The organism is Nitratireductor aquibiodomus, assembly GCF_900105565.1.
In the GTDB taxonomy this organism is placed as follows: domain Bacteria; phylum Pseudomonadota; class Alphaproteobacteria; order Rhizobiales; family Rhizobiaceae; genus Nitratireductor; species Nitratireductor aquibiodomus.
Genome location: NZ_FNSL01000001.1, coordinates 2,046,725 through 2,071,239 on the forward strand (window position 1 = coordinate 2,046,725; position 24,515 = coordinate 2,071,239).

The window sequence follows — 24,515 nt, forward strand, 5'->3', positions numbered from 1 at the left end:
AATGGAGCATCGGAATAATCCGAAAACCGGTTTCCACTTTTCGGTCCGATGCTCTATAAGCCGCGAAAAGGCCACAAAGCCCGACAAAATGCCACAAAATGGTCACGGCATGACTGCAATGCCTAACGAGCCGGGTAATCTTTTCGAAAGCATAAGGGTTCATTTTCTATAAGCGGAGTGGCATTTTAGATTCTCCGCACGGGGGCCAAATAGGCGGGACACGACAACCATCCATGACACGCCTGATCAAATACGCCTTCTTGCTGTCGACAGCGCTTGCGCTGGCTGCATGCAACGAAACACTTGAAGACATCGCGCCGAAGGCCGAGCGTCAGTTGCCGGCGCGCGTCGTGCAGACGATGAAGGCCAAGGGGATGAGCAAGACCTCTCCCGTGATGATGCGCATCTTCAAGGAAGAGGGAAAGCTGGAAGTCTGGAAGGCCAAGACCAATGGCCGCTACGACATCATAGCCAGCTATGACATTTGCAAATGGTCGGGCCAGCTCGGGCCGAAATTCACTGAGGGCGACCGCCAGGCGCCGGAAGGTTTCTACACGGTCCGCCCCGGCCAGATGAACCCGAAGTCGAGCTATTACCTCGCCTTCAACATCGGTTTTCCGAACGCCTACGATCAGGCCAATGGCCGCACCGGCAAGCACCTCATGGTGCATGGCGCCTGCTCCTCCGCCGGCTGCTACTCGATGACCGACGAACAGATCTCGGAGATCTACGCCTTCGCCCGCGACTCCTTCAAGGGCGGGCAGCGCGAGTTCCAGGTTCAGGCCTTTCCGTTCCGCATGACGGCCGAAAACATGGCCCGCTACCGGAGCGACCCGAATTACGATTTCTGGAAAATGCTCAAGGAAGGTTACGACCACTTCGAGCTGACCAAGATCCCGCCGAAGGTAGATGTGTGCGGCAAGCGCTATGTGTTCAACCGCGAGGCCGTGGACGGAGAGCGTCTTTCGCCGACCGCTGCATGCCCGCCGATGAGCCAGCCCGAATCGCTGCTTACGGCCTACCGGCAATACCAGGCGCAATACGACATCGCTTTCAACAAGGCCCTTAAGGCGCAGTCGACTGCTACACGCTCCGAGACCATCGCCGGGCATGAGGAAGCACGCCTGGTGGCGGATTGGAGCAAACGCCGCGCGCGGGGCGAAAAGGTTTCGCGCCTGCCGCCCAACATTCCCTCGCCGACCGCGGTCGCCGAGGCGCCTCAGCCGGCATCGACACCTGCTGTTGCAGCAACGGCTTCGGCCTATACGGCAGAGCCTGCCTCACGCCTTCAGAATGCGCTGGAAGCCGTCGCTGGCCAGCCCGAACAGCAGCAACCGGCGGAAAGCACCGCCGCGGCCGTGGCACCGGTGCCGGCAGAGGGCGTCGTTCCGAGTCCGACAGCGCGACCGGATACGAGCGCAGAACGCACGGCATCCGTCCCTGCTCCGGCCACGGGTGGCCAGGCCCCTTCGTTGCGGCGCCGCATTCAGAACATCTTCAGCCGCTGACCGTGACGGTTGCACCGCAGACATACGACCTCAAGGGGCTAAACTGCCCCTTGCCGGTGCTGAAAGCGCGCAAGCGCCTTGCCGGCATGCCGCGCGGCGGCCGGCTTTGGCTTGAAACCACCGACCCGCTGGCGGTGATCGACATTCCCGCCTTCTGCAACGAGAACGGACATCTGCTCGTGGAGACGGAAGCGACAAGCGACGGGCATCGCTTTCTCGTGGAACGCGGTTAGAGCATCGGACCGAAAAGTGGAATCCGGTTTTCGGATTATTCCGATGCTCCATTTATAGTTTAGATCGTCCTTTGTGCGTCCGCATGGACGCACGGCGATCCAAGCTGGCGGTCAGCAGTCGCGTTGAATGACCTGACATTCAAATAAGCGCGGAAAGCGGATCACCATCCGTCCCGCACCCTTCCGAAACACGACGTGCAACGCTCCGTTGCGTTGATACGCGAGAGGCGCGCGGTTCAACGGCGAAAGCCCGCTATGGCGAGCGGATTGTCCTCAAGCGCAGCCCTGTCGGGCGTGTCGACCGCCGCATCGCCCATGAACGCCGAGAACAGCCCCTTCACATAGGCTTCGTCGAGCCCGGTGCCGATGATGACGATACGCACGCCGCGCGTATCGTCAGGCCATTTCGCCAGAAGGCGCGGTTCGTGCAGAACCTGTCGAACCCCCTGCACGACAAGCGGACGATCCGGCTGCCCCTGCAGTTCGACAATGCCTTTCAGCCGCAGGATCTGCGGTCCGCACTGGCTGCGCAGAAGGTCCAGAAAATTATCGAGCGCCGAGCCTGAAATGGGCCGGTCGTGCGTCAGCAGGATCGTGTCGTAGGCTGCACTGTGTCCGTGGTCATTGTGATGGTCGTGCCCATGGTCGTGATCGTGATCGTGATCGTGATGATGATATGGCGGGGCATCACGCAGCACCCCGGCGGCGCGTGCGCCGATGTCGAGCGCACTGCAGTCAATGATGGCAGCAGCCTCCATCCCCTCTGCCACGACCGGCTGGAGACCCGGTGCAAGCTTTGCGAGGTACGATTCCAGACCGGAGAGCGCGTCCGCCACAACAGCATCGGTCTTGGTGAGGAGAAGCCGGTCGGCCACCGCCACCTGATGCCGCGCCTCTTCGTGCGCTTCGAGCGTCTCACGCCCGTGCATCGCGTCAACCAGCGTGACAACGCCGTCCAGCCGGTAACGCGCAGCCAGTGCCGGATGCGCGGCGAGAGCCTGCAGAACCGGCACCGGGTCGGCAAGGCCGGTGGTTTCGATGACGACACGTTTGAGACTGTCTGCACGGCCATCCGCGAGGCGCTCATCCAGCCCGAGAAGCGTGTCCACCAGCGCGCCGCGAACCGTGCAGCACAGACAGCCATCCGACAGTTCGATGATGCCGTCGGATGCCTCTTCCACCAGCAGGTGGTCGATGCCCACGGCACCGAACTCGTTAACGATCACGGCGGTGTCCGAAAGTGCCGGATCGCGCAGCAGCCGATTGATCAGGGTTGTCTTGCCGGCGCCGAGAAAGCCCGTGACGAGGGTCAACGCGATGGTGCGGGACATGGTGATCAGCCACCCTGCGCGGTGTCGGCGGTGGCGCTTTTCAGCGGATAGTCCGGCCGCGGCGTGGGGATCGGAACATCGGCATAGCGCGGCACCGACGGTGCCGGGCCGGTGGCGCCTCCCAGAGCGATCGTTACGGCGCGCGGCTCGTGGTCCATCGCCGACAGGTAAGGCGAGCGCTGAACCAGGAGACCGTCGTCATCACCGCGCTCGAACCGGGCCTTGACCGCCGCTTCGGAACAGACCTCGGGGCGCAGGTCGACCGCCACATTGCGACCTTCGCCATAAGGCGCGAACGCGGTGATGGAGGGCGAGACCGCCCCTTGAATCTTGAAGCCCTCGGCAAGCAGGCGTGCGGCTTCCTCGCCGCGCTCCACCTGCGATGGAGCACCCAGCACGATCGTCGCAAGCGTGCGGCCGTTGCGCGTGGCCGTGGCGGCGAGATTGAAGCCGGACGAGCACACATAACCCGTCTTCATGCCGTCCGCGCCGGGAAAACGGCCGATCAGCCAGTTGTAATTCGGCAGAACCCTGTCGCCGGTGCGGATGGCCTCCATAGAGAAATAATGCGCGTGCTGCGGGAACTCGGTGCGGATGGCCCGCACGAGAAGCGCCAGATCACGGGCGGTGGTGTATTGCTCGGTCGAGAAGAGACCGTGCGGGTTTACATAGTGCGTGCCGGACATGCCAAGCTTGCGGGCGGCCGCATTCATGCGCTTTGCAAACGCACCGACCGAACCGCCGACATTCTCGGCAATCGCCGTAGAGACATCGTTGGCGGACTTGACCATGATCAGCTTGATGGCGTTGTCGAGCGTCAGCACCGAGCCTGCCGGATAGCCCATCTTGCTTGGCGGCTCCCGCGTCGCACGTTTGGAGATCGTCACCGGAGAGTTGAACTGCAATTCGCCATCCCTGACCGCCTCGAACGCCACATAGGCCGTCATCAGCTTTGTGAGCGATGCCGGATACCAGCGCTGGAATGCGTCTTCATGCGACAGAACCCTGCCGCTGTTGACGTCGAGAACGATTGTCGGCCCTGCCGACGCCGGCATGACTGCCGCGACCATCCCCATCACTGCCCCGGCCACCATCGGCGCGGCAAACCTTGCGAAAAACATGCGCATTATCCGAATTTCATGTCCGCCTGAAGTATCAGGCTCTGTTGTTGACCCGTATACCGGTTATTGTCACCTGTGCCTGCGACAGATGGTCAACGACCGGCCTCAAGCCCCGTTCGCTCCATATCGGCGCGTCCGGGTGCATTTAACGCGAACCGGGCACTTATAGCAAAAAACCACAAAGCCGGCGCCTGCTTCGCGCTCCAGAATACCGATGCGGGGCGAACAAAAGCCCAAGCTGGTCCAACCGGATCAGCTTGCAATCACGCGTGATCACATCTTACCTATTGCTGACTTCAGGAAGATGACCACGGGATAAATGCGGCCCCTCCGGTACCTGCGCGAAACCCGCCTCGTCATGAAGGCCAAAATGCCGGCAAAAATTTGAAGGGAACAGCAAAACATGCCGATTTTGAATCGTTCTGCGGAATTGCAGGCCGAAATCGCCGAATGGCGCCGTGACATCCACCGTCATCCCGAGCTTCTCTTCGATGTGCACCGCACCGCCGGCTTCGTGACGGAGAAACTCACGGAATTCGGTTGCGGAGAGGTTGTGACCGGGCTCGGCAAGACCGGTGTGGTGGGCATCATCGAAGGCAATCTCGGCGACGGGCCGACCATTGGCCTGCGCGCCGACATGGACGCTCTGCCGATGACGGAGATGACGGGCAGGCCCTGGGCCTCCACCATCCCCGGTAGGATGCATGCCTGCGGCCATGACGGGCACACGGCCATGCTGCTCGGCGCAGCGAAATATCTCTGCGAAACGCGCAATTTCAGGGGCCGTGTCGCGGTAATCTTCCAGCCCGCCGAGGAAGGCGGCGGTGGTGGCAACGAGATGGTCAAGGATGGGATGATGGAGCGCTTCGCCATCGAGCGTGTGTTCGGCATGCACAATCTGCCGGGCCTGCCCGTCGGCCAGTTCGCCATCCGCCCCGGGCCGATCATGGCGGCCACGGCTGAGTTCGTGATCACCGTGAAAGGGCGCGGCGGCCACGCCGCCATGCCGCATACGGTGGTCGATCCGATTCTCGCTGCAAGCCAGATCGTGACGGCTCTACAGAGCATCGCTTCGCGCAATGTGCATCCGCTCGATTCGGTGGTGGTTTCGGTCACAAAGTTCCACGCCGGCGACGCCTTCAACGTCATTCCCGATTCCGTGGAGCTTGCCGGCACCGTGCGCACCCTGAAGAAGGACGTGAACGCCGATGCCGAAAGCCGCATGCGCGCGATCTGCGCAGGCGTGGCAGCCGCCAATGGCGCCACGGTGGAGGTGGACTACGATTCCAACTATCCGGTGACGTTCAACCATGCCGACGAGACCGCCTTTGCGAGCGCGATAGCAAGCGAGATCGCCGGCGCGGCCAATGTGGACACCGACATCACGCCAACGATGGGCGGCGAGGATTTCTCCTACATGCTGGAAGCCCGTCCGGGCGCCTTCATCTTCATCGGCAATGGCGACAGCGCCGCACTGCACAACACGGCCTACGATTTCAACGATGATGCGATCCCGCACGGGGTGAGCTACTGGGTGCGCCTGGCCGAGACCGCCCTGGCGGCATGACGGAGGGGACGGCGCCCTGCACGCCGTCCCATTTGATCTTGGCGAACCGGCTTCATCGCGTTATGAGAGGGCTCAGCGGTCCCGTAGCTCAGCAGGATAGAGCATCAGATTCCTAATCTGAGGGTCACAGGTTCGAATCCTGTCGGGATCGCCATTGTTGCTGCGCCCAGCCCGATGACGCTGCCCTGCCGGCCTGCGATGCGCACTTTTCCCCAAACACGCCACGATCCAATCCAGATACACTGATAACGAAGGTGCGTTCAGGACTTTCTCAAGGCAGCGTGGAGACATGACGTGACAGCGAAACCTTTCCCCGGCGTGAACCGGAAAATTGCCCGCACCGCCCTGTTCGGCGCCTGTTTTGCATTTGCTCAGGCTGTGCCACCGGCCCTTGCCGACATCATCGATAGCGGGAGAATAGAAAGAATCACGCTCTCATCCGGCGGGCTGGCCGAGGTCAGGCGCTCTGCCCGCATCGACGGAGACGGCACGCTGCGCATCGACATTCCGCTCGACCAGGTGGATGATTTTCTGAAAAGCCTCGTAGTGAGCGATCCCGCAGGCACGATCGATGCCGTCACACTCGACGGGCTCTCGCCGGTCGAGGAGACGTTCCGGCGGCTGCCCTTCAGCCCCGGTGAAATGGGATCCGTTCCGGCGCTGGCGGCTGCGCTTCAGGGCGTCTCCGTGCGGGCCACCTCGGGCGGACGCACCGTCGAAGGCATGATTCTCGGTGTCGACACGCAACAGACGGGCAGCGATACTGATCCCCGCATCGAGCGGGTTCTCTCGGTGATGACGGCGGATGGAACGGTTGAAATTCTCAAGCTTGGAACCGACACCCAGCTCGATATCCGCGACGAGGCGATGCGGGAGCGGCTGCGGGAGGCCGCAAAGGTGAGCGGACGCGGGCGCACCGATGCCATCCGCTCCGTGGCGGTCACACTATCGGGAACGGGCGCGCGCGACATCGCCCTCTCCTATGTGGTGCCGGCGCCCGTGTGGAAGACCGCCTACCGGCTGGTTTCGGCCGGAGAGGAGACCGCCCGCCTGCAGGCCTGGGCGGTGATCGAAAACGCGACCGGCGAAGACTGGGAAGGCATCGGGTTGACGCTTTCCTCTGGCGCACCGGTAACGCTCGCCCAGAAGCTGCATCAGCGCTACTGGAGCGAACGCCCGGACATTCCCGTTGCCGTGGGCAACGCCGCGCCGCCGCGGCCGGACGATGCAGCGGGCATCGAGATGGCCGAAATGAACACCGCCCCCCGGCGCATGCGCGCCCTGGGAGGAGCAGCCGCACCCGCCCCGATTGCGGATATGGCCATTATGGAGCCTTCGGCACCGACCAATGGCAGCCAGGCGCACGAGGGCGAGACGAGCGCCACTTACCAACTGCCGAATGCCATCGACCTCGCAGCAGGGCAAAGCCTTTCCGTGCCGTTCGTGGACGCCAAGGTCCGGGCAGAGCGGGTCTCGGTCTTCCAGCCTGAAAACGGCGGGATCCACCCGGTCGCAGCCGTGTTTCTGAGAAACGACACCGAGGCAAGCCTGCCGCCCGGCATCGTCACGGTCTATGACGGGGCGAGCGGCTATGTGGGCGATGCACAGCTTCTGGGCATTCCCGCCGGAGAAAGCCGAATGGCGAGCTTCGCCAGCGACCGCAAGGTCGAGATCACAACCGAAACGAAACCGCACGAGATCCTCGGAAAGGCGGCCATCACCGATGGCATCCTGCGCACGACGACGGTTTCGCGGATCACCACGACCTATGCGATCAAGGGCGCTGCGGATGCGAAACGCACGGTTCTGATCGAGCACCCGCGCCGTGACGGATGGCAGATGTCCTCCGATGCGCTCGACAGCGCCACGCCGACGCATTACCGCCTGCGCGCCACTGTAGAGGCCGGAGGGAAATCCACCGTCAGGACGGTGATGGAACGCAGCCGCACGGAGAACTTCGCCCTGATCGATGCCAGCGCCGACGCGCTCTATGTCTGGGCCGGCTCGGCAACCGACGACGAAACCACAAAAAAACTGAAGGCGCTCGCCGCGCTCAAACGTGAGGCAATGACTGCCGAACGCACACTCGAAAATGTACGGCAGGCGCTGGAACGAACCGCCGGAGACCAGGCCCGCATCCGCGACAACCTGGGGTCGGTCCCCCGCGAAAGCGCATTGGCAGAACGCTATATGCGCATGCTTGAAGAACAGGAAAACCGGATCGCCTCGCTTGGCGAGGAGAGAGCCCGGGCAGAAACCGAGATGGAACGCCTGAGCGGCGAGGTGCGGGCGTTTATCGACGGGCTCTGATCACTCTCAGGTGTCATCCATGGAGCCGGCGCCAAACGCTGCGCCGGCTCCGACTGGCACCAGCGCACCGGCTGCACCGTCACGGTCGGCAAGTCGCGCCAGAAGGAAGCGACGAAGCCCGAAAAGCCCCATGACCGGGAGAGCGACCGTCATGAGCGGGCCGCCGCTGGCAAGGAAGAAGGACCAGAGGATCGTGATCGCAGACGCAATGAGAAGCGCCAGCGAATAAGGGCGATGAACGCCCGGCGCCCCGTCGACGCCGATAAAGCCCCGGCGCGTGAAGACCAGCGCGCATCCGGTCACGAAGATAGTGATCAGAACGCCCTTATAAGCGACCTCGACAACGGCGTCCCCCCAGGCGGGGATGCCAAAACGGTAGAGGCCGACGATCAGCGGCGTGATCACGAGAAGGTGGATGTTGATGCCGAGAAGTACCGGGTGGAACCGCCAGCGGCAGACACGGAAGCCCACAAGCATGCATGCGGCAAGCCCTGTCCCGATCCAGCCCGTCAGTTCCTGATCTGCTCCACTGCGCCACAGCGCGACAAAAACCAGCGACGGCAGGCTTTCGACAATATCCGTCAGCCATTCACGCTGCATCGACGTCCCGAACATGCGTCTTTACCCCCTCCTATTTGCGATCCACCGCACCGACGTCCAGCAGCGGTGCGGCATCGAGCGCGCCGGCATTGAGCATTGCACCGACACGCTCAAGGGCTGCAACGATCATGCCCTGTTCCCAGTCCGGCAGGGCCTGAAACTGCTCTGAAAAGGTCTTCTGCAATGGATCGGGCGCAGCGCTCAACAGCGCGCGCCCCTCTTCCGTCGGCGCCACCCAGACCACACGCTTGTCGCGCTCGCTGCGCGTGCGGGTGACGAGGCCACGCGCCTCCAGCTTGTCGACCAGAGAGGTGGCCGTTGCCTGCCCGACACCGGCCTTGCCGGAGATGTCCTTCGGGGTGGCCCGGCCTGCCGCAGCGACAATTTCAAGCACGATGAGCTGCGGTGTCGTCAGCCCTGTCGCCCGGGCAAGCGTGCGGGCGTTGAGCTCCGTTGCACGCAGGATTCGCCGCAGTGCGATCAAGCTTGTTTCAGTACGATCTTCCATGCCGCCATTCCCCAAGACTCGGAGGCCGAAGGGGCGATTCTCGGTCGCCGCTCTCCACTCGCACACAAATAGCAGAGAAAAGATATTTTGATTAGCGAATAAAATCTTCCTCGGAAACCATTGCATTCCATGGGTTTGCGCAGCTCATGGAACCATTTTCAATTCCAGCGGTTGAAATATCCTTCGATAGTCATAATATTCGGCGCGCAATGAGGAGACCAATGGCCACCACTGATATCAAGCTTGTACGCAAGCGATCGCCCGAAATTGTCTATCGCCCCCCGCGCAAGGAAGACGGCGCGGACGTATGGCGGCTTATCCAGTCCTGCGAGCCGCTCGACGAAAATTCCCTTTATTGCAATCTCTTGCAGTGCGACCATTTCGGCGACACATGCATTGCCGCCGAAAGAAGCTGCGACGGCGCGCTGGTCGGCTGGATTTCAGCCTATCTTCTGCCGGACGAGGACAACACATTGTTCGTCTGGCAGGTCGCCGTGGACCAGAGCGTCCAGGGCATGGGCGTCGGCAAGAAGCTGCTCGCCGCACTGCTCGACCGGGAAGCCTGCGAGAATGTGCAGGCACTCAAGACCACCATCACCTCCGACAACAAGGCAAGCTGGGGCCTGTTTTCCTCACTCGCCCGCAGGCGCGGCGGTGAACTCAGCCACGAGCCTTACTTCCGCAAGGATGCGCATTTCGATGGCAAGCATGCCACCGAGCACATGGTGACAATCCAGTTCGCCGAAGGTGCATCCGACGATTTACGCGGAAACTGGATTTCTCTGCGCAAGGCAGACGAGGCCCGGAGCGACGACGCAGCCTGATAGCGGCGTCCCAATTCGCACGACCGATCAATCCGAAGGAATAGATATGACGACCGTTACGACGGACGACAAGCAGATTTTTACGCGACGCGAATCGGAAGCGCGCAGCTATTGCCGCAGCTTCTCGACCGTGTTCACCAAGGCGAAGGGCTCGACCCTGACAGACGCCGAAGGCCGGGACTACATCGACTTTCTGGCCGGCTGCTCGAGCCTGAACTATGGTCACAACGACCCGGACATGAAGGCCGCGCTGATCGAGCATATTGAGCGCGACGGCGTCACGCACGGGCTCGACATGCACACCGATGCCAAGGCCGAGTTCCTCAAATCCTTCGAGCGTCTCATTCTGCGCCCGCGCGACATGGATCACCGTGTCCTGTTCACCGGCCCTACGGGTGCCAACGCCATCGAGGCGGCACTCAAGATCGCCCGCAAGGTGACGGGACGCCAGAATGTCGTGTCCTTCACAAACGGCTTCCATGGCGTCACGCTTGGCGCGCTGGCAGCCACGGGCAATGGCTATCATCGCGGCGGCGCCGGCGTGCCGCTCAACCATGTCACGCGCATCCCTTATGACGGCGCGATGGGCGGCGACATCGACACGGCCGATCTCCTCAACCGGATGCTTTCGGAGCCCTCCAGCGGCGTTGAAAAACCGGCAGCGATCCTGCTCGAAACCGTGCAGGGTGAAGGCGGGCTGAATGCAGCGTCCCGTGAATGGGTCCGCCGGGTGAGCGAGATCGCCCGCGCCCATGGCGCGCTGCTGATCATTGATGATATTCAGGCAGGCTGCGGCCGCACCGGCAATTTCTTCTCCTTCGAGGAGATGGGCATCTCGCCGGACATCATCACCATGGCGAAATCGCTGTCGGGCTACGGCCTTCCGTTCGCAACGGTTCTGGTGAAGCCGAAATACGACGTATTCGGCCCGGCCGAGCACAACGGCACCTTCCGCGGCAACAACCATGCCTTCGTCACCGCGCGCGTGGCGCTTGAGAAATTCTGGGCGGACGACACGTTCCGCGCCACGATTGCCGAGCGCAGTGCCTATCTCGAAAAGCGTCTCAATGAGATCGCCGCGCTTCTGCCCGATGCCCGCGTGAAGGGCCGTGGCATGATGATGGGCGTGGATGTGGGCTCAGGCGAGCTGGCAAGTGACATCTGCAAGCGCTGCTTCCGCGACGGGCTGATCATCGAGACCTCCGGCGCGCATGACGAGGTGGTGAAAATCCTCTGCCCGCTCAACATCGAGCAGGAAACCTTTGCGCGCGGTCTGGATATTCTTCAGTCTGCCGTCGCCGAAACAACCCAGAACACAAAAATCGCAGCGGAGTAACGAACATGATCGTGCGCGACCTGAACGAAGCGAAGAACACCGAACGTCACGTCCATTCGGAAGGGTGGGACAGTGTGCGCCTTCTCCTGAAGTCGGATGAGATGGGGTTTTCCTTCCACATCACGACCATCCACGCCGGCGCCGAACTGCACATGCATTACAAGAACCATCTTGAATGCGTCTATTGCGTCGACGGCACGGGCTCCATCGAGGACTGCGCGACCGGCGAAATTCATAAGATCAAGCCGGGCGTCATGTATGCGCTCGACAAGCATGACAAGCACATTCTGCGCGCCGACGCAGAAAAGCCGATGATCATGGCATGCACCTTCAACCCGCCGGTTTCCGGCAAGGAAGTGCACCAGGCCGACGGCTCATATGCGCTGGAGGATGCATAACCTTTGACAGCCTTGACACCGCGCCATCCGGGCGCGGTGCTCGGGCTCATGCGCCCGCCGGCGAAAACCCTGAAAGAAAAGGAGAACGACCATGACAGCGATGTCGAAGGAACGTGACCGAAGAAGTCAGGATCCCTATCCCAGCAGGCTGCCTGAAGAACGCTGGCTGCCCCGGCAGGACCGAACCGTATGGAGCCAGTGGCGCCCCGATGCGCCTCTGACAGCACAGCAGGCCGACCAGTTTGACCGTGACGGCTTCCTGATCCTCAAAGATATTTTCACGGCTGAAGAGGTCGAGGCGCTGAAGGCGGAATCCGCCGCCATGCGCAATGGCGAGCGCGATCTGATGGATGGCAGCGTGATCACCGAGCCCGGCTCGGATGAGGTCCGCACCATCTTCAAGCTGCCCGAACAGAGCTCCCTCTTCAACCGACTGGCCAGCGACCGACGCGTTGCGGGCATCGCCCGTTTCCTTCTCGGCGACGAGGTCTACATCCACCAGTCGCGGCTGAACTACAAGCCGGGCTTCACCGGCAAGGAATTCTACTGGCACTCGGATTTCGAGACATGGCACGCCGAGGACGGCATGCCGCGCATGCGTGCCGTTTCCGCCTCGTTGCTCCTGACCGACAATGATGCGCTGAACGGCCCGCTCATGCTGATGCCGGGCTCGCACAAACAGTTCATCGCCTGTGCCGGCGAAACGCCCGATGAGAACCACAAATCCTCGCTGAAGAAGCAGGAAGTGGGTGTGCCCTCGCATGAGGCACTGGGCAAGCTGGCGAACGAACATGGCATCACTGCTGCCACCGGCAAGGCCGGCACGCTGGTTCTGTTCGACTGCAACACGATCCACGGCTCCAATGGAAACATCACGCCGTTTCCGCGCTCCAACGCCTTCTTCGTGTTTAACGCCGTTTCGAACCGGCTCGAAGAGCCATACGGCGCGGCGAAGGCACGGCCCGATTTTCTCGCCGAGCGCGGCGAACCCACCCCCGTCGAAATCAAGACCGGGAAACTGGCATAAGCCAAAACCGAACTGGACATCATGACTGACCGACAAGAAAGCGGTGCGGCCGAGAAGGGCCGCACCAACCAGCAACAACGAGGCATCCACACCGTCGAGAAGATCGGCGGCACGTCGATGAGCCGTGCGCGCGAGCTGCTCGACACGATCCTGATCGGCAAACGCAAGGGCGATGCACTCTACAACCGCGTTTTCGTCGTTTCCGCTTTCGGCGGCATCACGGACAAGCTGCTGGAGCACAAAAAGTCGGGCGAACCCGGTGTCTACGCACTGTTTTCCCATGCCGACAACGAGCACGGCTGGATGGAGGCGCTGAGCGCGGTGAGCCGCGCCATGCACACCATCAACGAAGAGATGTTCGAAGAGGCCGCCGACCGGCACGCCGCCGACGACTTCGTGCGCGAGCGCATCGAGGGCGCGCGCGGCTGCCTGATCGACCTGCAGCGCCTGTGCTCCTACGGGCATTTCCAGCTCGGCGAGCACATGCAGACGATCCGCGAGCTTCTCTCGGCACTGGGTGAAGCGCACTCGGCCAACAATCTGGCCCTGCTTCTGCGCCGCTCGGGCGTGAATGCACGCTTCATCGACCTCACCGGCTGGCGCGATGAAACGCAGCCAAGCCTCAACGAGCGCATCGAACAGGCATTCGACGAGATCGACCTGTCGCGCGAACTGCCCATCGTTACCGGCTATTCGCAATGCCGCGAGGGCCTGATGCGCGAATTCGACCGCGGCTACTCCGAAGTGACATTCGCCACCATCGCGGCGCTGACTGGCGCGCGCGAGGCGATCATTCACAAGGAGTTCCACCTTTCGAGCGCCGATCCGCGCCTTGTGGGACCGGAGAATGTGCGCAAGATCGGCCGCACCAATTACGATGTCGCCGACCAGCTTTCCAACATGGGCATGGAGGCGATCCATCCGAAGGCAGCGAAAAAGCTGCGCCAGGCAGGCGTGCCGCTGCGCGTTGCCAATGCCTTCGAGCCGGAGGATCCCGGCACGCTGATCGACGCAGAACCCGCCGATGGTGTCGGTGTCGAGATGGTCACCGGCCTGCCCGTAACCTCGCTTGAACTTTTCGAGCAGGATATGGTGGGCGTGAAAGGCTATGACGCGGCGATCCTGGAATCGCTGACCCGCCACCGCGTGCGCATCGTCTCGAAAAGCTCCAACGCCAACTCGATCGTCCACCATCTGGAGGCGACGCTCAAATCCGTGCGCCGGGTGGAGCGGGATCTGGCCGAACGCTATCCCGCCGCGCGCATCACCGCACGCCGCGCCGGCATGGTCTCGGTGATCGGGCGCGACCTGACCGGGCTCGGCGTCATGCTGGAAGGCCTTAAAGCGCTCGACGAGGCAGGCGTGAAACCGCTCGCCTCGCAGGAGACGGGCCGCGGCGTCGACGTACAGTTTCTTGTCCGCAGTGAAGACCTGGAAAAAGCCGTCAAGGCACTGCACCGGGCTTTCATTGAAGAGGGGGAGGAAACGTTGAAGGAAGCGGCCTGAGTGTCGTTTCCTTCAACGTGACCGCACTGTTCCCCTCTAGCGCGCCAGAACGTCGGCCCATTCCGGATGGCGCCGAAACTGGGCGGCTGCGAAGGGGCATAGCGGCCTGATCTTGATGCCGTTGGCGCGCGCATCTTCCACGGCGCGCGTGACCAGCGCGAGGCCGACACCCTGCCCACGAAAGGCGTCCGGCACATCCGTGTGGTCAATGATGATCTGACTGGTGCCGATCTTGGAGAAAGTCATCTCGGCCTCGTGGCCATCGGCGCGATAGAGATACCGCCCCTTGCTGTCAGTGTCTTCGACAATGATGGATTCACTCACACTCATTTTCACTCTCCCTCAAGAAACGGCAGCAGAAAACGCCCCGCCGCCACGGTTTCGTTCGGACGGATTTCGTGCCCGCCCTCGTGCCATTCGATCTCGGTCTCTGCACCGGCATCCTCGAGATAATCCGTGAGCCGTGTGGTGAGCCGTTCCGGGCAGATTGGATCCTTCCGCCCCGCCGTGACCAGAAACCGCGTCCGCACTGCACCCTCGCCCCAGACCGGCGCAAACGGGATCAGCGGGTGCATCAGCACCGCGGCATCAAAGAGCTGCGGCGCGGAAAAGGCCACGGAAGCAAGAATGTTGGCTCCGTTTGAATAGCCAAGACCAAGAACCGCACCCGGTCTCTCCCGCTCCACATGAGCGGCGATGAATTCACGCATACGGCCGGCCGCCCGCGCAAGATCGCCCATGTCGTAGACGCCCTCGCCGGTGCGGCGGAAGAAGCGCGCCGCACCCTGTTCGCTGACATCGCCGCGCGGCGCCACAAGGCCGGCTCCGGGCGCCAGCTCCGCACCCAGCTGCAGGAGCTGGCGCTCGTCGCCGCCTGTTCCATGGAAGAGGAACAGGAGCGGCTTTCCCGGCCCTTCAGAGGCCAGGTGATGGACGTAGTTATCGGTCGCCATGCGCTAGCCTCCGATCTTCGGCAGCGACGCCTCGAGCCGCTCGCGCAGATGCGCATGCTGGCTGGGCAGTTTCAGGGCCTCGCCCAGATGGGCCATGTCTTCATCATTGGCGAAACCCGGCTCGTTGGTGGCGATCTCGAAGAGGCCCCCCCCGGGGGCACGGAAATAGATGGAGTGGAAATAATCCCGGTCGATCACCGGCGTGATCTGAAAGCCTTCCGCGACCAGTGCGTCACGCACGGCGAGTTGCGCGGCATCATCGGCGACGGCAAAGGCGATGTGATGGACAGAGCCGGCACCCTGCCGCGCCACGGGCGCATCCGGGCGGGTTTCGAGGTCGATCAGGTCAGCGCCATTGCCGCCGCCTCTCTTCATGCGCAGTATGCCGTTCTCTTCGGCAAGCGGCTCGTAACCCATCAGCGAAAGAAGCGCCTCGGTGCCGCGACGGTCGCGCAGCACCAGCGAAGCGGAATGAAAGCCGCGGATTGCCACGTCGTCGGCAATCCCCGCGCCATTCCACGGTTCCCGCGCGTCATCATTCATCTCGTTCAAGGCGAAGCCGTCGCCATTCACACCGTCGAAAAGCAGGCGCGTCTCGCCGAAACGGGTCTCGCGCGCCAGACCGGTCACACCGTGTTCCTCAAGACGCTTCTCCCAGAAATCGAGGCTGCCTTCGGGAACAGCATAGACGGTCGCTCCCACTTCGCCCGCCCCGCGCCTGCCGGCAACGATGTTGGGAAAAGGAAAGTAGGTCATGACCGTGCCGGGCCGGCCCGTGCCGTTGGCATAATAGAGATGATAAACTTCCGGCGCGTCGAAATTGACGGTTTTCTTCACGCGGCGCAGGCCGAGCGTATCGGTGATGAAACGGTCCGTCACCTGCGCATCCCGCGCCATGGAGGTGATGTGATGAATGCCTTCAATCTGGGTAAGCATGGCAATTCCTTTCGCGCCTGGCCCTTCTTCATGCACGGGCCAGCTGGCTCCAAGATGGCAACGAAAATGCGTCAATGAAAGCGGCAACGATCAAACGCATTGTCAACACGAAGAAGACAAAAGGCCCCGCGCATTGCACGGGGCCTTTCGTTTTAATGCGGTACGAACAGATTACTGAACCTGCATCCGCATTTCGTCGCGACGCTCACCATAGCTCGCCTCGTCATAGGCTGGCTGCTGCTCCAGCTCTTCCTGCGTGAACTCGGTGTAGAGATAGAGCGAGCCGTTGCCGTCGGTCATGAAGGCGAGATTGTCCATGCCGATGGCCACTTCCTTCTCGCCAACGCCGAGGAAGCCGCCGACATCGACGATGATGGCATCGACGTTGCCGTCCTGCGAGATGATGACGTCACCGATCTCACCGATATTCTCTTCATTGGCACCATAGACCGTGGTGCCCGTGAGCTGCTCGGTGCGGATGTCATTCGCCGGCATCTCCTGCAGGCTTGAGCGGTCAATGGCGGACGTCATCGTGTCATCTGTCGCCGGGCGCTCTGCATCCGCCGTCTGACCGGCGGGAGCCGTGGAAGAATCCGTCTCCGGAGCGGGCGCCGCCGCCATACCATCGGTATCCGCGGCTTCGTTGCCGCCCATCGTATCGGTTGCAGGCGCCATCGCGGTCTCTTCCGCGTTCTCGTCAGCCTTGACCGGCGCGTTGGCCAGATCGTCCTTGGAAGCAGGCTTCGCTTCCGAGACCTCTGCATCGGCCGGCATCGGGCGATAGGCAGAGCGGTCGAATTCTTCCTGGGCCTTGAGCGCATCGGCCGTGGTCTCTACGACGAGCCAGCGGTCGCCATCCTGCTCGGCCCATTCGACCAGATCGTACTCAAGTGCAACTTCCTTCTGACCGATGCCGAGGAAGCCGCCGACACCAACGACAATGGCGCTTACCTCACCTTCTTCATCAAGGACGAGGTCGTTGACTTCGCCGATGTTCTCGGCGTCTTCGCCGGTGCCATTGTAAACGGTCTTGCCGATCAGATCGGTGGCCAGGTGGCCGTCAGCGCGCACCACCATTTCAGTGGGCTGCTCGGTGGGTGCAGCAGCCGGTGCGCCAGTTCCCGTGGTGGTCGACGTCTGTGCGACCGCGCCGGTCGCGACAAGCGTTGCAATAGCGGTGGTCGCCAAAAGGTTGCGGAACATGATAAGCTCTCCGTGTGCAGTGTTTCTGTACAGGCCACGCACCGAACCGAACCTGCCAGGGAGGATTGGTGTGTGGCCGTTTGCATCCTTAGAACGCGCCGCCCCGATTCTTGTTCCGCCATTTTCTTCTCGCGCCGGCAGACTTCTTTTTGGAACCTTTCTTTCGGCTCCCCCTTAAAGACCGACTGCAGCGAAACCTTCAGGAAGCCCGCAATGCATGTTCTGGCCGTTCTCAACCGCAATGGAGGAACGCTCCGAAACCTCGACACGAGTGCGCTCGCCGACAAGATGAAAAACATCTTCGAAACGGAAGGGCATTCTCTCGAGATCAGGCTCTGTGCAGGGGATGAGCTCGTGCCGACGATGGAAGAGGCAGCCCGCGACGAGAAAGCCGATGTTTTGCTGGCGGGTGGCGGCGACGGCACCATTTCGCTGGCTGCCGGTCTGCTTGCTCATTCCGACAAGGCCCTAGCCATTCTGCCCGCCGGCACAATGAACCTCTTCGCGCGCAGCCTTGCCATCCCGCAGGACCTGCACGCGGCCATGAGCGCGCTCGCCCGCGGCGCAGTGCGGGAGGTGGACATAGCCGAGGCCGACGGAACCTTTTACGTGCACCAGATGTCGATCGGCATGCACCCGCAGCTGATCCGGTTGCGCGAGCGCATGGAGTTTCGCTCCCGGCTCGGCAAGATCTTCGCCTCGGTGCGCGCAGCCCTCGTCACGATGATCAGGCCGCCCAGGCTGGAGCTGGAACTGGAGTTGCCCGACACAAGGCTGCTCGCCACCACCTCGAACCTGGCGGTGACAAACAATCTCTATGGCGAAGGCCAGCGCCTACCGTTCGCCGATCGTCCCGATGGCGGTCAGCTCGGCATCTACATCACCCACGCGCGGACACGCGGCGAGTTGCTTCTCTTCTTCCTCAACATGGGAATCGGGCGGTGGCGGAAGAACGAACAGGTGGAAATTCATCAGGCAACCGAAGTGACGGTGCGCATCCGTTCCAGACGGCGCCGGTTCAAATGCGCCATCGACGGTGAACTCCGACCGCTGCCAAAGGAAACCCGGATCGTCCTTCACCCGAAGGCGCTGCGCGTGCTCACACCGCAAAGCGACGACCGGACGGCATAAGAAAACCCCGGCCGGGGCGAACCGACCGGGGTTTTCGTGGAAGCGGATCATGCATCAATCGGCAATGATCGCGCGCAGCATCCACAGCGCTTTTTCGTGGAAGGTCAGCCGGTCTGTGAGCATGTCGGCTGTGACAAGGTCGCCTTTTTCATCCGCCTTTGTGCCGATCTCCCGCATCTTGCGCACGGCTTCCTCGTGATCGTCGACCAGATCCTGAACCATCTCCAGCGCCGAACGGCCGGAGGCGCGAAGCTCAATCGATGTGTCGACGCCCTTGCCGCTGAGGATGGGCGCGTGATGACCCAGCGCCCGCACGCGTTCGGCAATGATGTCGGTCGCCTCGAACAGCGTGTTGTACTGTTCCTCGGTCAACACATGGATCGAGTGGAACAGCGGACCGACCACGTTCCAGTGGTAGATATGCGTCTTGATCAGGAGACGATAGGTATCGACGAGTATCTCCGAAAGACCGGCCGAAATCTCCTTTCGGTCCGCTTCGGAAAGACCAATGTTCATTTTCTCCGCATGGGTTTTCGGCTTGAGAACTTCAGCGGCATCGCTCATGGGTTTCTCCTTAGATTAACATGTTTTGGGAAGCTATCGGGCGGATCAGCCGGTCGGATCGTCCTGGGCAGCAGGAAGTTCTATGGCCTGCTGATCGTCGAGCATCAGGCCGTAGACTTCGACACCCCACCAGACCACCGCAGCCAGCAAGAGGCCGCACACCAGCACCATCAGTACGGGAAAGCCTCGACGCCCCTGGCGGGCTTCCTCCGGCGTTGTCTTTCTCTCGGTTTCGGGCATGGTCACCGCTCCTGTTGTTTCCCTGGTTCAATGCTGAGGTCAGGAGAGAGTTCCAAGAAAATGCATCCATCAAAATGCAGGAAGAAACCTGCGTCACCCGGTCACTCGCTGTCAGGGTCGCGACCGGCATTTTCCCGATAGATCGCATAACCAAGGACGGCCAGAACCGGCAATGCGATGGTGCCAAGCCGCCCGGTGCGCGAAAGAAGGGAGGGTAGCAGCGTCAGGGCTGCGGTACCGGCCAACACGCCTGCATCCGATACCCGGCGTCGCCGGGCACGGCGCGCCTGGATCCGGCTCCAGACCTTCAGGCTGACGAGAACGACCATCGCCATCGCCATGAATGCGATGCCGAAGCCAAGTGCCGCTTCAATCACACCCCAGTGCCGGGATGCGGCAATGAATCCGGCGAGCACCAGAAAGCCAAAGCCGAACAGGCCGAGAAACGCGGCCAGCGCATAGAGCGCCGTTGCAATCCGCATGCGCCTGACGACGCCTGAAACCTCTCCGGCCGCCAGTGAAGCCAACAGCCTTGCCATCATGGCGAAGGCCTAGCGGCGCGTTGCAAGGGCGATGAGAAACCCAGCCCCCACGGCGAGCGCCAGTGAGGTGAATGGCCGCTCACGCACCGTGCGGGCCAGCTCCTGCTCCAGCTCCTGCGTGCTGTCCTTGACACTGTTCAGAGCGGCTTCGCCCTGCCCGCGCAGATGCTCGATGCGCTCGCTCGCCGCCTTGCGTGCCGCCTCTCCGGACTGGCCACCCATGTCTTTCAGATGACTGACGAGCTGCGCCATATCGGCGCGCAGCTGCTGGATGTCCTTTTCGAGATCGCCTGTGGTGACCTCGCTGCTTTTCTGGGCGCGGGCGGATTTCGCAGTCGTCGTTGCCATGTGCAATCTCCCATGCTTCGCTCACAATGTTTCGCTCACAGCCCAACGCAAAACACTCCGTGAAGTTCCCGATCCCAAGGAACCATTTGCCCGGCATCGCGCTTTTCCATGAAAAGGCCACCGGAAAAACTGCATGGATGACGCATCACAGAACCGCCCGGGCAGAAGCTCGCATATCATGACGCTTGACATGGCGCTGACCTATGGCGCGCAGGCTTCGGTTCTGTTCCTGGGTCTGCTTGCCTTCATTGTCGCGCTGCACTATGGGCGCTTCCTGCTCGCGCCCATGTCGCTCGCGGTCTTCATCGGCCTGATGCTCGGCCCCATCGCCACGCGCCTGGAACGGATCGGCGTCTGGCCGGCCGTCTCGGCGGTCGTCGTGGTGCTGATCTTCATCGCACTTGTGGGCGGCTTTCTGACCGCCATCGCGGCCCCGCTTACAGCCTGGGCCGACCGCCTGCCCCAGATATGGAACGAACTGCAGTTGCAGCTTTCCAGTCTCAGACAGCCCCTCAACACGATCAAGGACCTTCAGGAGCAGATTCGGTCTGTCACCGGAGGCTCAAGTGTGACGGTAGCCGTCAAGGAAGACACCACTGTGGAGAACGTAGCGGTGCTCGCCCCCTCGCTGCTGGCACAATTGCTGATCTTCTTCGCCAGTCTCTATTTCTTCGTGGCCACCCGGCACGAAACACGGGCGGCCATTCTGCGCCTCTGTTTCAATCGTCGTCTGCGCTGGCGCGTTGCCCACATCTTCCGCGACGTCGAGAACGCGGTCTCGGACTATCTGCTGTCGATCACGATCATCAATATCGGTCTTGGGATCGCTGTCAGCATCGCCCTCTGGCTGCTCGGCGTCCCCTCTCCCGCCCTATGGGGAGCCATGGCGACACTGTTGAACTTCGTGATTTATATCGGTCCGGCGGTGATGGCCTGCGTTCTGCTGGCCGTAGGCCTTGGCACTTTCGACACTCTGACGGCGAGTTTCCTGCCGCCGCTGACCTATCTGGGATTAAACGCGATCGAGGCACAGTTCGTCACGCCAACCGTTATCGGCCGGCGGATGACGCTCAACCCCTTCATCGTTTTTCTGGCAATCGCATTCTGGCTCTGGATGTGGGGGCCCATCGGCGGGTTCATTGCGATCCCTGCATTGCTGACGCTTTATGCAGTCGCCGGCAACATCATCCCGGGCATAGAACCTCCAGCGCCCGCCAGACCGCGCTCAAGGGCACGGCCGGTCGTGCCGCATGCGCCTATAGAAAAGGCCGCTTCCCCGCTCGCTCGGCCGTCCAGCCCGCCAATTCGGCCAAGGCCTCCGGATTAAGTATCCGGCAACCGCCGTCTTCCCATTTCAGGTGGCCGCGCTCCATGAGGCGGGCGATGGTCTTGTTGGTGTGAACGACCGATATGCCGAGCGTATCGGCCACGTGCTGCTGCGTGATGGAAAGCGTACCGTTCTTTGTCAGGCCGCTTTGCCGGCTACGCTCGAGGATGAACACCAGCAGATAGGCGACTTTTTCCAGCGCGGTGCGCCGCCCCACCGTCAGCAGATTGTCGTCCAGCATGCATTCTTCGCGCGATGCGATCCAGGTGATGTCGTAGGCAAGCTCGGGAAACTTCCGGTAAAGCGAAAACAACTCCGCCTTCTCGAACACGCACAGGACCATCTGAGAGAGCGCCTCGACGGAATGTTTCATCTCTCCAAGCAGGCTGCCCTGCAGACCAACCAGATCCCCGGGCATCACGTAATTCACGATCTGCCGGCGGCCGTCCTCAAGAAGTTTGTAGCGAAAGCCCCATCCCGAAAGAACGGTGTAGAGATGCGGATTGTGCGCCCCCTCGACCAGAACAGTTGCGCCCTTCTTGACAGCGAGATCACCTTTTTTGAAACGACCAACGAAATCGAGTTCGTCGGCTTCAAAATCACGGAAAATATCGCGCTTTCGCAGAGGACATTTTTCACACGGTAAACTGTTGTGAGTGAGTTCTTGTTCTTTTGTCACGGGTTGCCTCAATCCGCTGATAAAGAGGAACGCCATCTTGAACCCTCCGGTTCCGTCAGGAGCATGTCTTTTTTTAATGACAAGTCAGTCAACTAATGAGAGTTCAGAAGAAATGGATTCTCTGGCTTCGGAAGGATGCCCGCTTGAAGAAAACCCTGGACGGCGCACGCGTTCTTCTTGTCGAAGACGAAACCATGATTGCCATGAATATAGAGGCGCTCTGCAAGGAACACGGCGCCGAGGATGTGGTGACCATCACCTCATTCAACGCGCTTGGGCCTGATGTTCTGGAAACGGGCCGCATCTCGACCGCGATTCTCGACATCAGGATCTCAGACAACTGGACGGACGAATTCGCCCGTCTTCTGCAAAGCCGGCGCATACCCTTTATCTTTGCAACGGGCTATGCCGCAAACCATCAGGTCTTCGAGACCTTCAACGGCGTCGCGATTGTCGAAAAGCCCTACAAGGACAGCGATCTTATCGAGGCGCTCGCGCAGGCGATCGGCTCTTCGCCTGCCGGGGCCGGACAGCAACCCGATTAAGCGGTGAAGACCGAATTGGTGATCTGGGTCGAGATGGCATCCGGCCCAAAATCATTCTCACCGGTGATAGCCAGTATCTCCTGCAGCCGCGTGCGGGCACGGCTGACACGGCTCTTGATCGTGCCGACGGCGCAGCCGCATATCTCGGCGGCCTCCTCATAGGAGAACCCTGATGCGCCGATCAAAATGATCGCCTCGCGCTGATCTTCTGGCAGCTGCTCGAGCGCACGGCGGAAGTCCTTGAGGTCGACCGATCCCTCCTGGGGAGGATGAACGGAAAGACGGGCGGTGATGGCACCATCGCTGTCCTCGACCTCGCGTTTGCGCTTGCGCATCTGCGAATAAAACTCGTTGCGCAGGATGGTGAAGAGCCATGCCTTCAGATTTGTGCCCGGTTGATAGCTTGCCTGCTTGTCCCACGCCTTGACGAGCGCCTCCTGAACCAGGTCATCGGCCCGGTCGGCATTCTTCGAAAGCGAAACCGCGAACGCACGCAGACTGGGCACGGCAGCGAGAAGATCATCACGAAAGCCCGGATACACACTCATAGATATCAATCCTTGTTTCCGGCGGTGTCAGCACTGCTCTTCTGCTCGAGCTTATTGAGCAGATCGCTGAACCGGTCCGGAATGTCTTCCGCAATCAAATCGTCGTAGTATTGCCTGAGCTTGCGCCCGATCTCGGAGTTTGCGCCGAGAGGGTCATCCCCCTTCCCACGCCTTTCCACACCGCTTCGGGTATTGGGTTTGCCGTAATTCATGCCCTGTCTTCATCCATAAGGTCTTGTCTCCCACTGGCCCGGGCATATCCGATTGCCTCGCGCCACCACTGTCTTGTGTCTTGCCAAACGCCGCCGATTGGAAATCGTTCCGTCCCTGCGGAACATTTTCGCGGAACGGGCGTTTCACACATCATAAATATACATTGTTCCCATTGCCACGTTACGAGGGAGACCTAAAATCCATGACCCTGTCAGCGCGTATCGCTCCGCACCTTCCCTATCTGCGGCGCTTTTCAAGAGCGGTATCCGGTTCTCAATCGAGCGGTGACGCCCTGGTGGCTGCGGTGCTTGAGGCGCTTATCGCCGACACGAGCATCTTTCCCGAGGCGTCGACCGACAGGATCGCGCTCTTCAGGCTGTTCACATCGCTGTTCGAAACGCTTGATGTGCGAGTGCCCGACAACGCCCCTACCTCCGCCTGGGAGCAGCGCGCCTCGAGCAATCTGTCATCCCTCGCGCCGCGTCCACGCCAGGCATTCCTTCTGGTAGCGGTCGAGAACTTTCGCCCGGAGGAGGCAGCGGAGATTCTGGAGACCGATCTCAACGGCATCAACGCAATGCTGCACGATGCCAGCGAAGAAATTTCCCGCCAGGTGGCAACCGATATCCTGATCATCGAGGATGAGCCTCTGATCGCCATGGATATCGAGGAGATGGTCGAAAGCCTCGGTCATCGGGTTGTCGGCAACGCCCGCACGCACAAGCAGGCCGTCGAGATGTTCGCGAAGACCCAGCCGAAAATGGTGCTTGCTGATATCCAGCTTGCGGATGGAAGCTCGGGCCTCGATGCCGTGAACGAAATTCTCGAAGCGGCGACCGTTCCCGTCATCTTCATCACGGCTTTCCCGGAGAGATTGCTGACCGGCGAACGCCCGGAGCCGACTTTCCTGGTAACCAAGCCGTTCAGTCCTGAAATGGTCAAGGCGCTGATCAGTCAGGCGCTGTTCTTCGATCACCAGGCACGCGCCGCCGCCTGATTGAGTGCTGGCTTCACCGC

The 24,515-nt window shown here is 61.5% G+C and carries 28 protein-coding genes and 1 tRNA gene; 14 read left to right on the forward strand and 15 right to left on the reverse strand.

Features of this window, described 5'->3' with window-relative positions:
- Nucleotides 1-233: 233 nt before the first annotated feature.
- Both BLW55_RS09690 and BLW55_RS09695 read left to right on the forward strand, forming a co-directional pair.
- Nucleotides 234-1,508, forward strand: a complete 1,275-nt coding sequence (locus tag BLW55_RS09690) for a L,D-transpeptidase family protein (protein ID WP_090328576.1) — start codon at nucleotides 234-236, stop codon at nucleotides 1,506-1,508.
- Between the two features lie 2 nt (nucleotides 1,509-1,510).
- Complete coding sequence (locus tag BLW55_RS09695) at nucleotides 1,511-1,741, forward strand: sulfurtransferase TusA family protein (RefSeq protein ID WP_040665481.1); 231 nt, start codon at nucleotides 1,511-1,513, stop codon at nucleotides 1,739-1,741.
- 236 nt (nucleotides 1,742-1,977) lie between these two features.
- Here BLW55_RS09695 and BLW55_RS09700 read toward each other — a convergent pair whose 3' ends face one another.
- Together BLW55_RS09700 and BLW55_RS09705 are read right to left on the reverse strand one after the other, a co-directional pair.
- Complete coding sequence (locus BLW55_RS09700) at nucleotides 1,978-3,072, reverse strand: CobW family GTP-binding protein (protein WP_090328578.1); 1,095 nt, start codon at nucleotides 3,070-3,072, stop codon at nucleotides 1,978-1,980.
- 5 nt (nucleotides 3,073-3,077) lie between these two features.
- Nucleotides 3,078-4,193, reverse strand: a complete 1,116-nt coding sequence (locus BLW55_RS09705) for a D-alanyl-D-alanine carboxypeptidase family protein (protein WP_090329945.1) — start codon at nucleotides 4,191-4,193, stop codon at nucleotides 3,078-3,080.
- A gap of 403 nt (nucleotides 4,194-4,596) precedes the next feature.
- On the opposite strand from BLW55_RS09705, the gene BLW55_RS09710 reads away from it, so the two are divergent.
- The 3 genes from BLW55_RS09710 to BLW55_RS09720 all read left to right on the forward strand — a co-directional run bounded on the left by BLW55_RS09710 (nucleotide 4,597) and on the right by BLW55_RS09720 (nucleotide 8,070).
- Complete coding sequence (locus tag BLW55_RS09710; RefSeq protein WP_090328580.1) at nucleotides 4,597-5,760, forward strand: M20 aminoacylase family protein; 1,164 nt, start codon at nucleotides 4,597-4,599, stop codon at nucleotides 5,758-5,760.
- Nucleotides 5,761-5,837: 77 nt separating this feature from the next.
- Nucleotides 5,838-5,914: transfer RNA gene (locus BLW55_RS09715), tRNA-Arg, on the forward strand.
- 140 nt (nucleotides 5,915-6,054) lie between these two features.
- Entirely contained in the window at nucleotides 6,055-8,070 is a 2,016-nt protein-coding gene (locus BLW55_RS09720) for a DUF4139 domain-containing protein (protein ID WP_244509030.1), read from the forward strand.
- 6 nt (nucleotides 8,071-8,076) lie between these two features.
- On the opposite strand, the gene BLW55_RS09725 is transcribed toward BLW55_RS09720, so the two are convergent.
- Complete coding sequence (locus tag BLW55_RS09725; RefSeq protein ID WP_090328582.1) at nucleotides 8,077-8,685, reverse strand: hypothetical protein; 609 nt, start codon at nucleotides 8,683-8,685, stop codon at nucleotides 8,077-8,079.
- A 16-nt stretch (nucleotides 8,686-8,701) separates the two neighbouring features.
- Nucleotides 8,702-9,178 carry a MarR family winged helix-turn-helix transcriptional regulator gene (locus BLW55_RS09730; protein ID WP_007010256.1) on the reverse strand — a complete coding sequence of 159 codons (477 nt, stop codon included), beginning with the start codon at nucleotides 9,176-9,178 and terminating at the stop codon, nucleotides 8,702-8,704.
- 221 nt (nucleotides 9,179-9,399) lie between these two features.
- Between BLW55_RS09730 and ectA the strand changes: the two genes are divergently transcribed.
- The 5 genes from ectA to BLW55_RS09755 all read left to right on the forward strand — a co-directional run bounded on the left by ectA (nucleotide 9,400) and on the right by BLW55_RS09755 (nucleotide 14,269).
- The gene (ectA, locus tag BLW55_RS09735; RefSeq protein ID WP_007010255.1) at nucleotides 9,400-10,002 is read left to right on the forward strand and encodes a diaminobutyrate acetyltransferase; all 603 of its coding nucleotides are present in this window, start codon (nucleotides 9,400-9,402) and stop codon (nucleotides 10,000-10,002) included.
- Nucleotides 10,003-10,048: 46 nt separating this feature from the next.
- Nucleotides 10,049-11,338, forward strand: coding sequence for a diaminobutyrate--2-oxoglutarate transaminase (ectB, locus tag BLW55_RS09740; protein ID WP_007010254.1), 1,290 nt, complete (start codon nucleotides 10,049-10,051; stop codon nucleotides 11,336-11,338).
- A gap of 5 nt (nucleotides 11,339-11,343) precedes the next feature.
- Nucleotides 11,344-11,736 carry an ectoine synthase gene (locus BLW55_RS09745; protein ID WP_090328583.1) on the forward strand — a complete coding sequence of 131 codons (393 nt, stop codon included), beginning with the start codon at nucleotides 11,344-11,346 and terminating at the stop codon, nucleotides 11,734-11,736.
- Nucleotides 11,737-11,827: 91 nt separating this feature from the next.
- A complete protein-coding gene (gene thpD, locus BLW55_RS09750) occupies nucleotides 11,828-12,763 on the forward strand; it encodes an ectoine hydroxylase (RefSeq protein WP_090328586.1) in 936 nt (311 codons plus the stop codon).
- A 21-nt stretch (nucleotides 12,764-12,784) separates the two neighbouring features.
- Nucleotides 12,785-14,269, forward strand: coding sequence for an aspartate kinase (locus BLW55_RS09755; protein WP_007010251.1), 1,485 nt, complete (start codon nucleotides 12,785-12,787; stop codon nucleotides 14,267-14,269).
- Between the two features lie 36 nt (nucleotides 14,270-14,305).
- Here BLW55_RS09755 and BLW55_RS09760 read toward each other — a convergent pair whose 3' ends face one another.
- From BLW55_RS09760 to BLW55_RS09775, 4 genes are all read right to left on the reverse strand, one after another.
- The gene (locus BLW55_RS09760) at nucleotides 14,306-14,599 is read right to left on the reverse strand and encodes a GNAT family N-acetyltransferase (protein ID WP_007010250.1); all 294 of its coding nucleotides are present in this window, start codon (nucleotides 14,597-14,599) and stop codon (nucleotides 14,306-14,308) included.
- A gap of 2 nt (nucleotides 14,600-14,601) precedes the next feature.
- On the reverse strand, nucleotides 14,602-15,222 hold the full coding sequence (locus BLW55_RS09765) for an alpha/beta hydrolase (protein WP_007010249.1): 621 nt from the start codon (nucleotides 15,220-15,222) through the stop codon (nucleotides 14,602-14,604).
- 3 nt (nucleotides 15,223-15,225) lie between these two features.
- Nucleotides 15,226-16,158 carry a ring-cleaving dioxygenase gene (locus BLW55_RS09770; RefSeq protein ID WP_090328587.1) on the reverse strand — a complete coding sequence of 311 codons (933 nt, stop codon included), beginning with the start codon at nucleotides 16,156-16,158 and terminating at the stop codon, nucleotides 15,226-15,228.
- A gap of 171 nt (nucleotides 16,159-16,329) precedes the next feature.
- Nucleotides 16,330-17,361 carry a PRC-barrel domain-containing protein gene (locus tag BLW55_RS09775; RefSeq protein ID WP_090328589.1) on the reverse strand — a complete coding sequence of 344 codons (1,032 nt, stop codon included), beginning with the start codon at nucleotides 17,359-17,361 and terminating at the stop codon, nucleotides 16,330-16,332.
- A gap of 213 nt (nucleotides 17,362-17,574) precedes the next feature.
- Here BLW55_RS09775 and BLW55_RS09780 point away from each other — a divergent pair, with 213 nt between their 5' ends.
- On the forward strand, nucleotides 17,575-18,492 hold the full coding sequence (locus tag BLW55_RS09780) for a diacylglycerol/lipid kinase family protein (protein ID WP_007010246.1): 918 nt from the start codon (nucleotides 17,575-17,577) through the stop codon (nucleotides 18,490-18,492).
- A 54-nt stretch (nucleotides 18,493-18,546) separates the two neighbouring features.
- Here BLW55_RS09780 and BLW55_RS09785 read toward each other — a convergent pair whose 3' ends face one another.
- From BLW55_RS09785 to BLW55_RS09800, 4 genes are all read right to left on the reverse strand, one after another.
- On the reverse strand, nucleotides 18,547-19,056 hold the full coding sequence (locus BLW55_RS09785) for a Dps family protein (protein WP_065817033.1): 510 nt from the start codon (nucleotides 19,054-19,056) through the stop codon (nucleotides 18,547-18,549).
- 45 nt (nucleotides 19,057-19,101) lie between these two features.
- Nucleotides 19,102-19,296 (reverse strand): hypothetical protein, encoded by a 195-nt coding sequence (locus BLW55_RS09790; RefSeq protein ID WP_007010243.1) that lies wholly within the window; start codon nucleotides 19,294-19,296, stop codon nucleotides 19,102-19,104.
- A gap of 101 nt (nucleotides 19,297-19,397) precedes the next feature.
- Entirely contained in the window at nucleotides 19,398-19,823 is a 426-nt protein-coding gene (locus tag BLW55_RS09795) for a hypothetical protein (protein ID WP_244509031.1), read from the reverse strand.
- Between the two features lie 24 nt (nucleotides 19,824-19,847).
- Entirely contained in the window at nucleotides 19,848-20,186 is a 339-nt protein-coding gene (locus BLW55_RS09800; RefSeq protein WP_090328591.1) for an ElaB/YgaM/YqjD family protein, read from the reverse strand.
- 178 nt (nucleotides 20,187-20,364) lie between these two features.
- Here BLW55_RS09800 and BLW55_RS09805 point away from each other — a divergent pair, with 178 nt between their 5' ends.
- Nucleotides 20,365-21,513, forward strand: a complete 1,149-nt coding sequence (locus BLW55_RS09805) for an AI-2E family transporter (protein ID WP_244509032.1) — start codon at nucleotides 20,365-20,367, stop codon at nucleotides 21,511-21,513.
- Here the strand turns inward: BLW55_RS09805 and BLW55_RS09810 are convergent.
- Nucleotides 21,443-22,228: a Crp/Fnr family transcriptional regulator gene (locus BLW55_RS09810; RefSeq protein ID WP_081487793.1), complete on the reverse strand. Its 786-nt coding sequence runs from the start codon at nucleotides 22,226-22,228 to the stop codon at nucleotides 21,443-21,445. The two genes, BLW55_RS09805 and BLW55_RS09810, sit on opposite strands and share 71 nt — an antisense overlap.
- 107 nt (nucleotides 22,229-22,335) lie before the next feature.
- On the opposite strand from BLW55_RS09810, the gene BLW55_RS09815 reads away from it, so the two are divergent.
- Nucleotides 22,336-22,737, forward strand: a complete 402-nt coding sequence (locus BLW55_RS09815) for a response regulator (RefSeq protein ID WP_025030231.1) — start codon at nucleotides 22,336-22,338, stop codon at nucleotides 22,735-22,737.
- On the opposite strand, the gene BLW55_RS09820 is transcribed toward BLW55_RS09815, so the two are convergent.
- Nucleotides 22,734-23,285, reverse strand: coding sequence for a sigma-70 family RNA polymerase sigma factor (locus BLW55_RS09820; protein WP_025030230.1), 552 nt, complete (start codon nucleotides 23,283-23,285; stop codon nucleotides 22,734-22,736). The two genes, BLW55_RS09815 and BLW55_RS09820, sit on opposite strands and share 4 nt — an antisense overlap.
- A gap of 5 nt (nucleotides 23,286-23,290) precedes the next feature.
- Entirely contained in the window at nucleotides 23,291-23,497 is a 207-nt protein-coding gene (locus tag BLW55_RS09825) for a NepR family anti-sigma factor (protein WP_007010236.1), read from the reverse strand.
- 203 nt (nucleotides 23,498-23,700) lie between these two features.
- On the opposite strand from BLW55_RS09825, the gene BLW55_RS09830 reads away from it, so the two are divergent.
- Nucleotides 23,701-24,495, forward strand: a complete 795-nt coding sequence (locus BLW55_RS09830) for a response regulator (RefSeq protein WP_025030228.1) — start codon at nucleotides 23,701-23,703, stop codon at nucleotides 24,493-24,495.
- Nucleotides 24,496-24,515 lie beyond the last annotated feature (20 nt).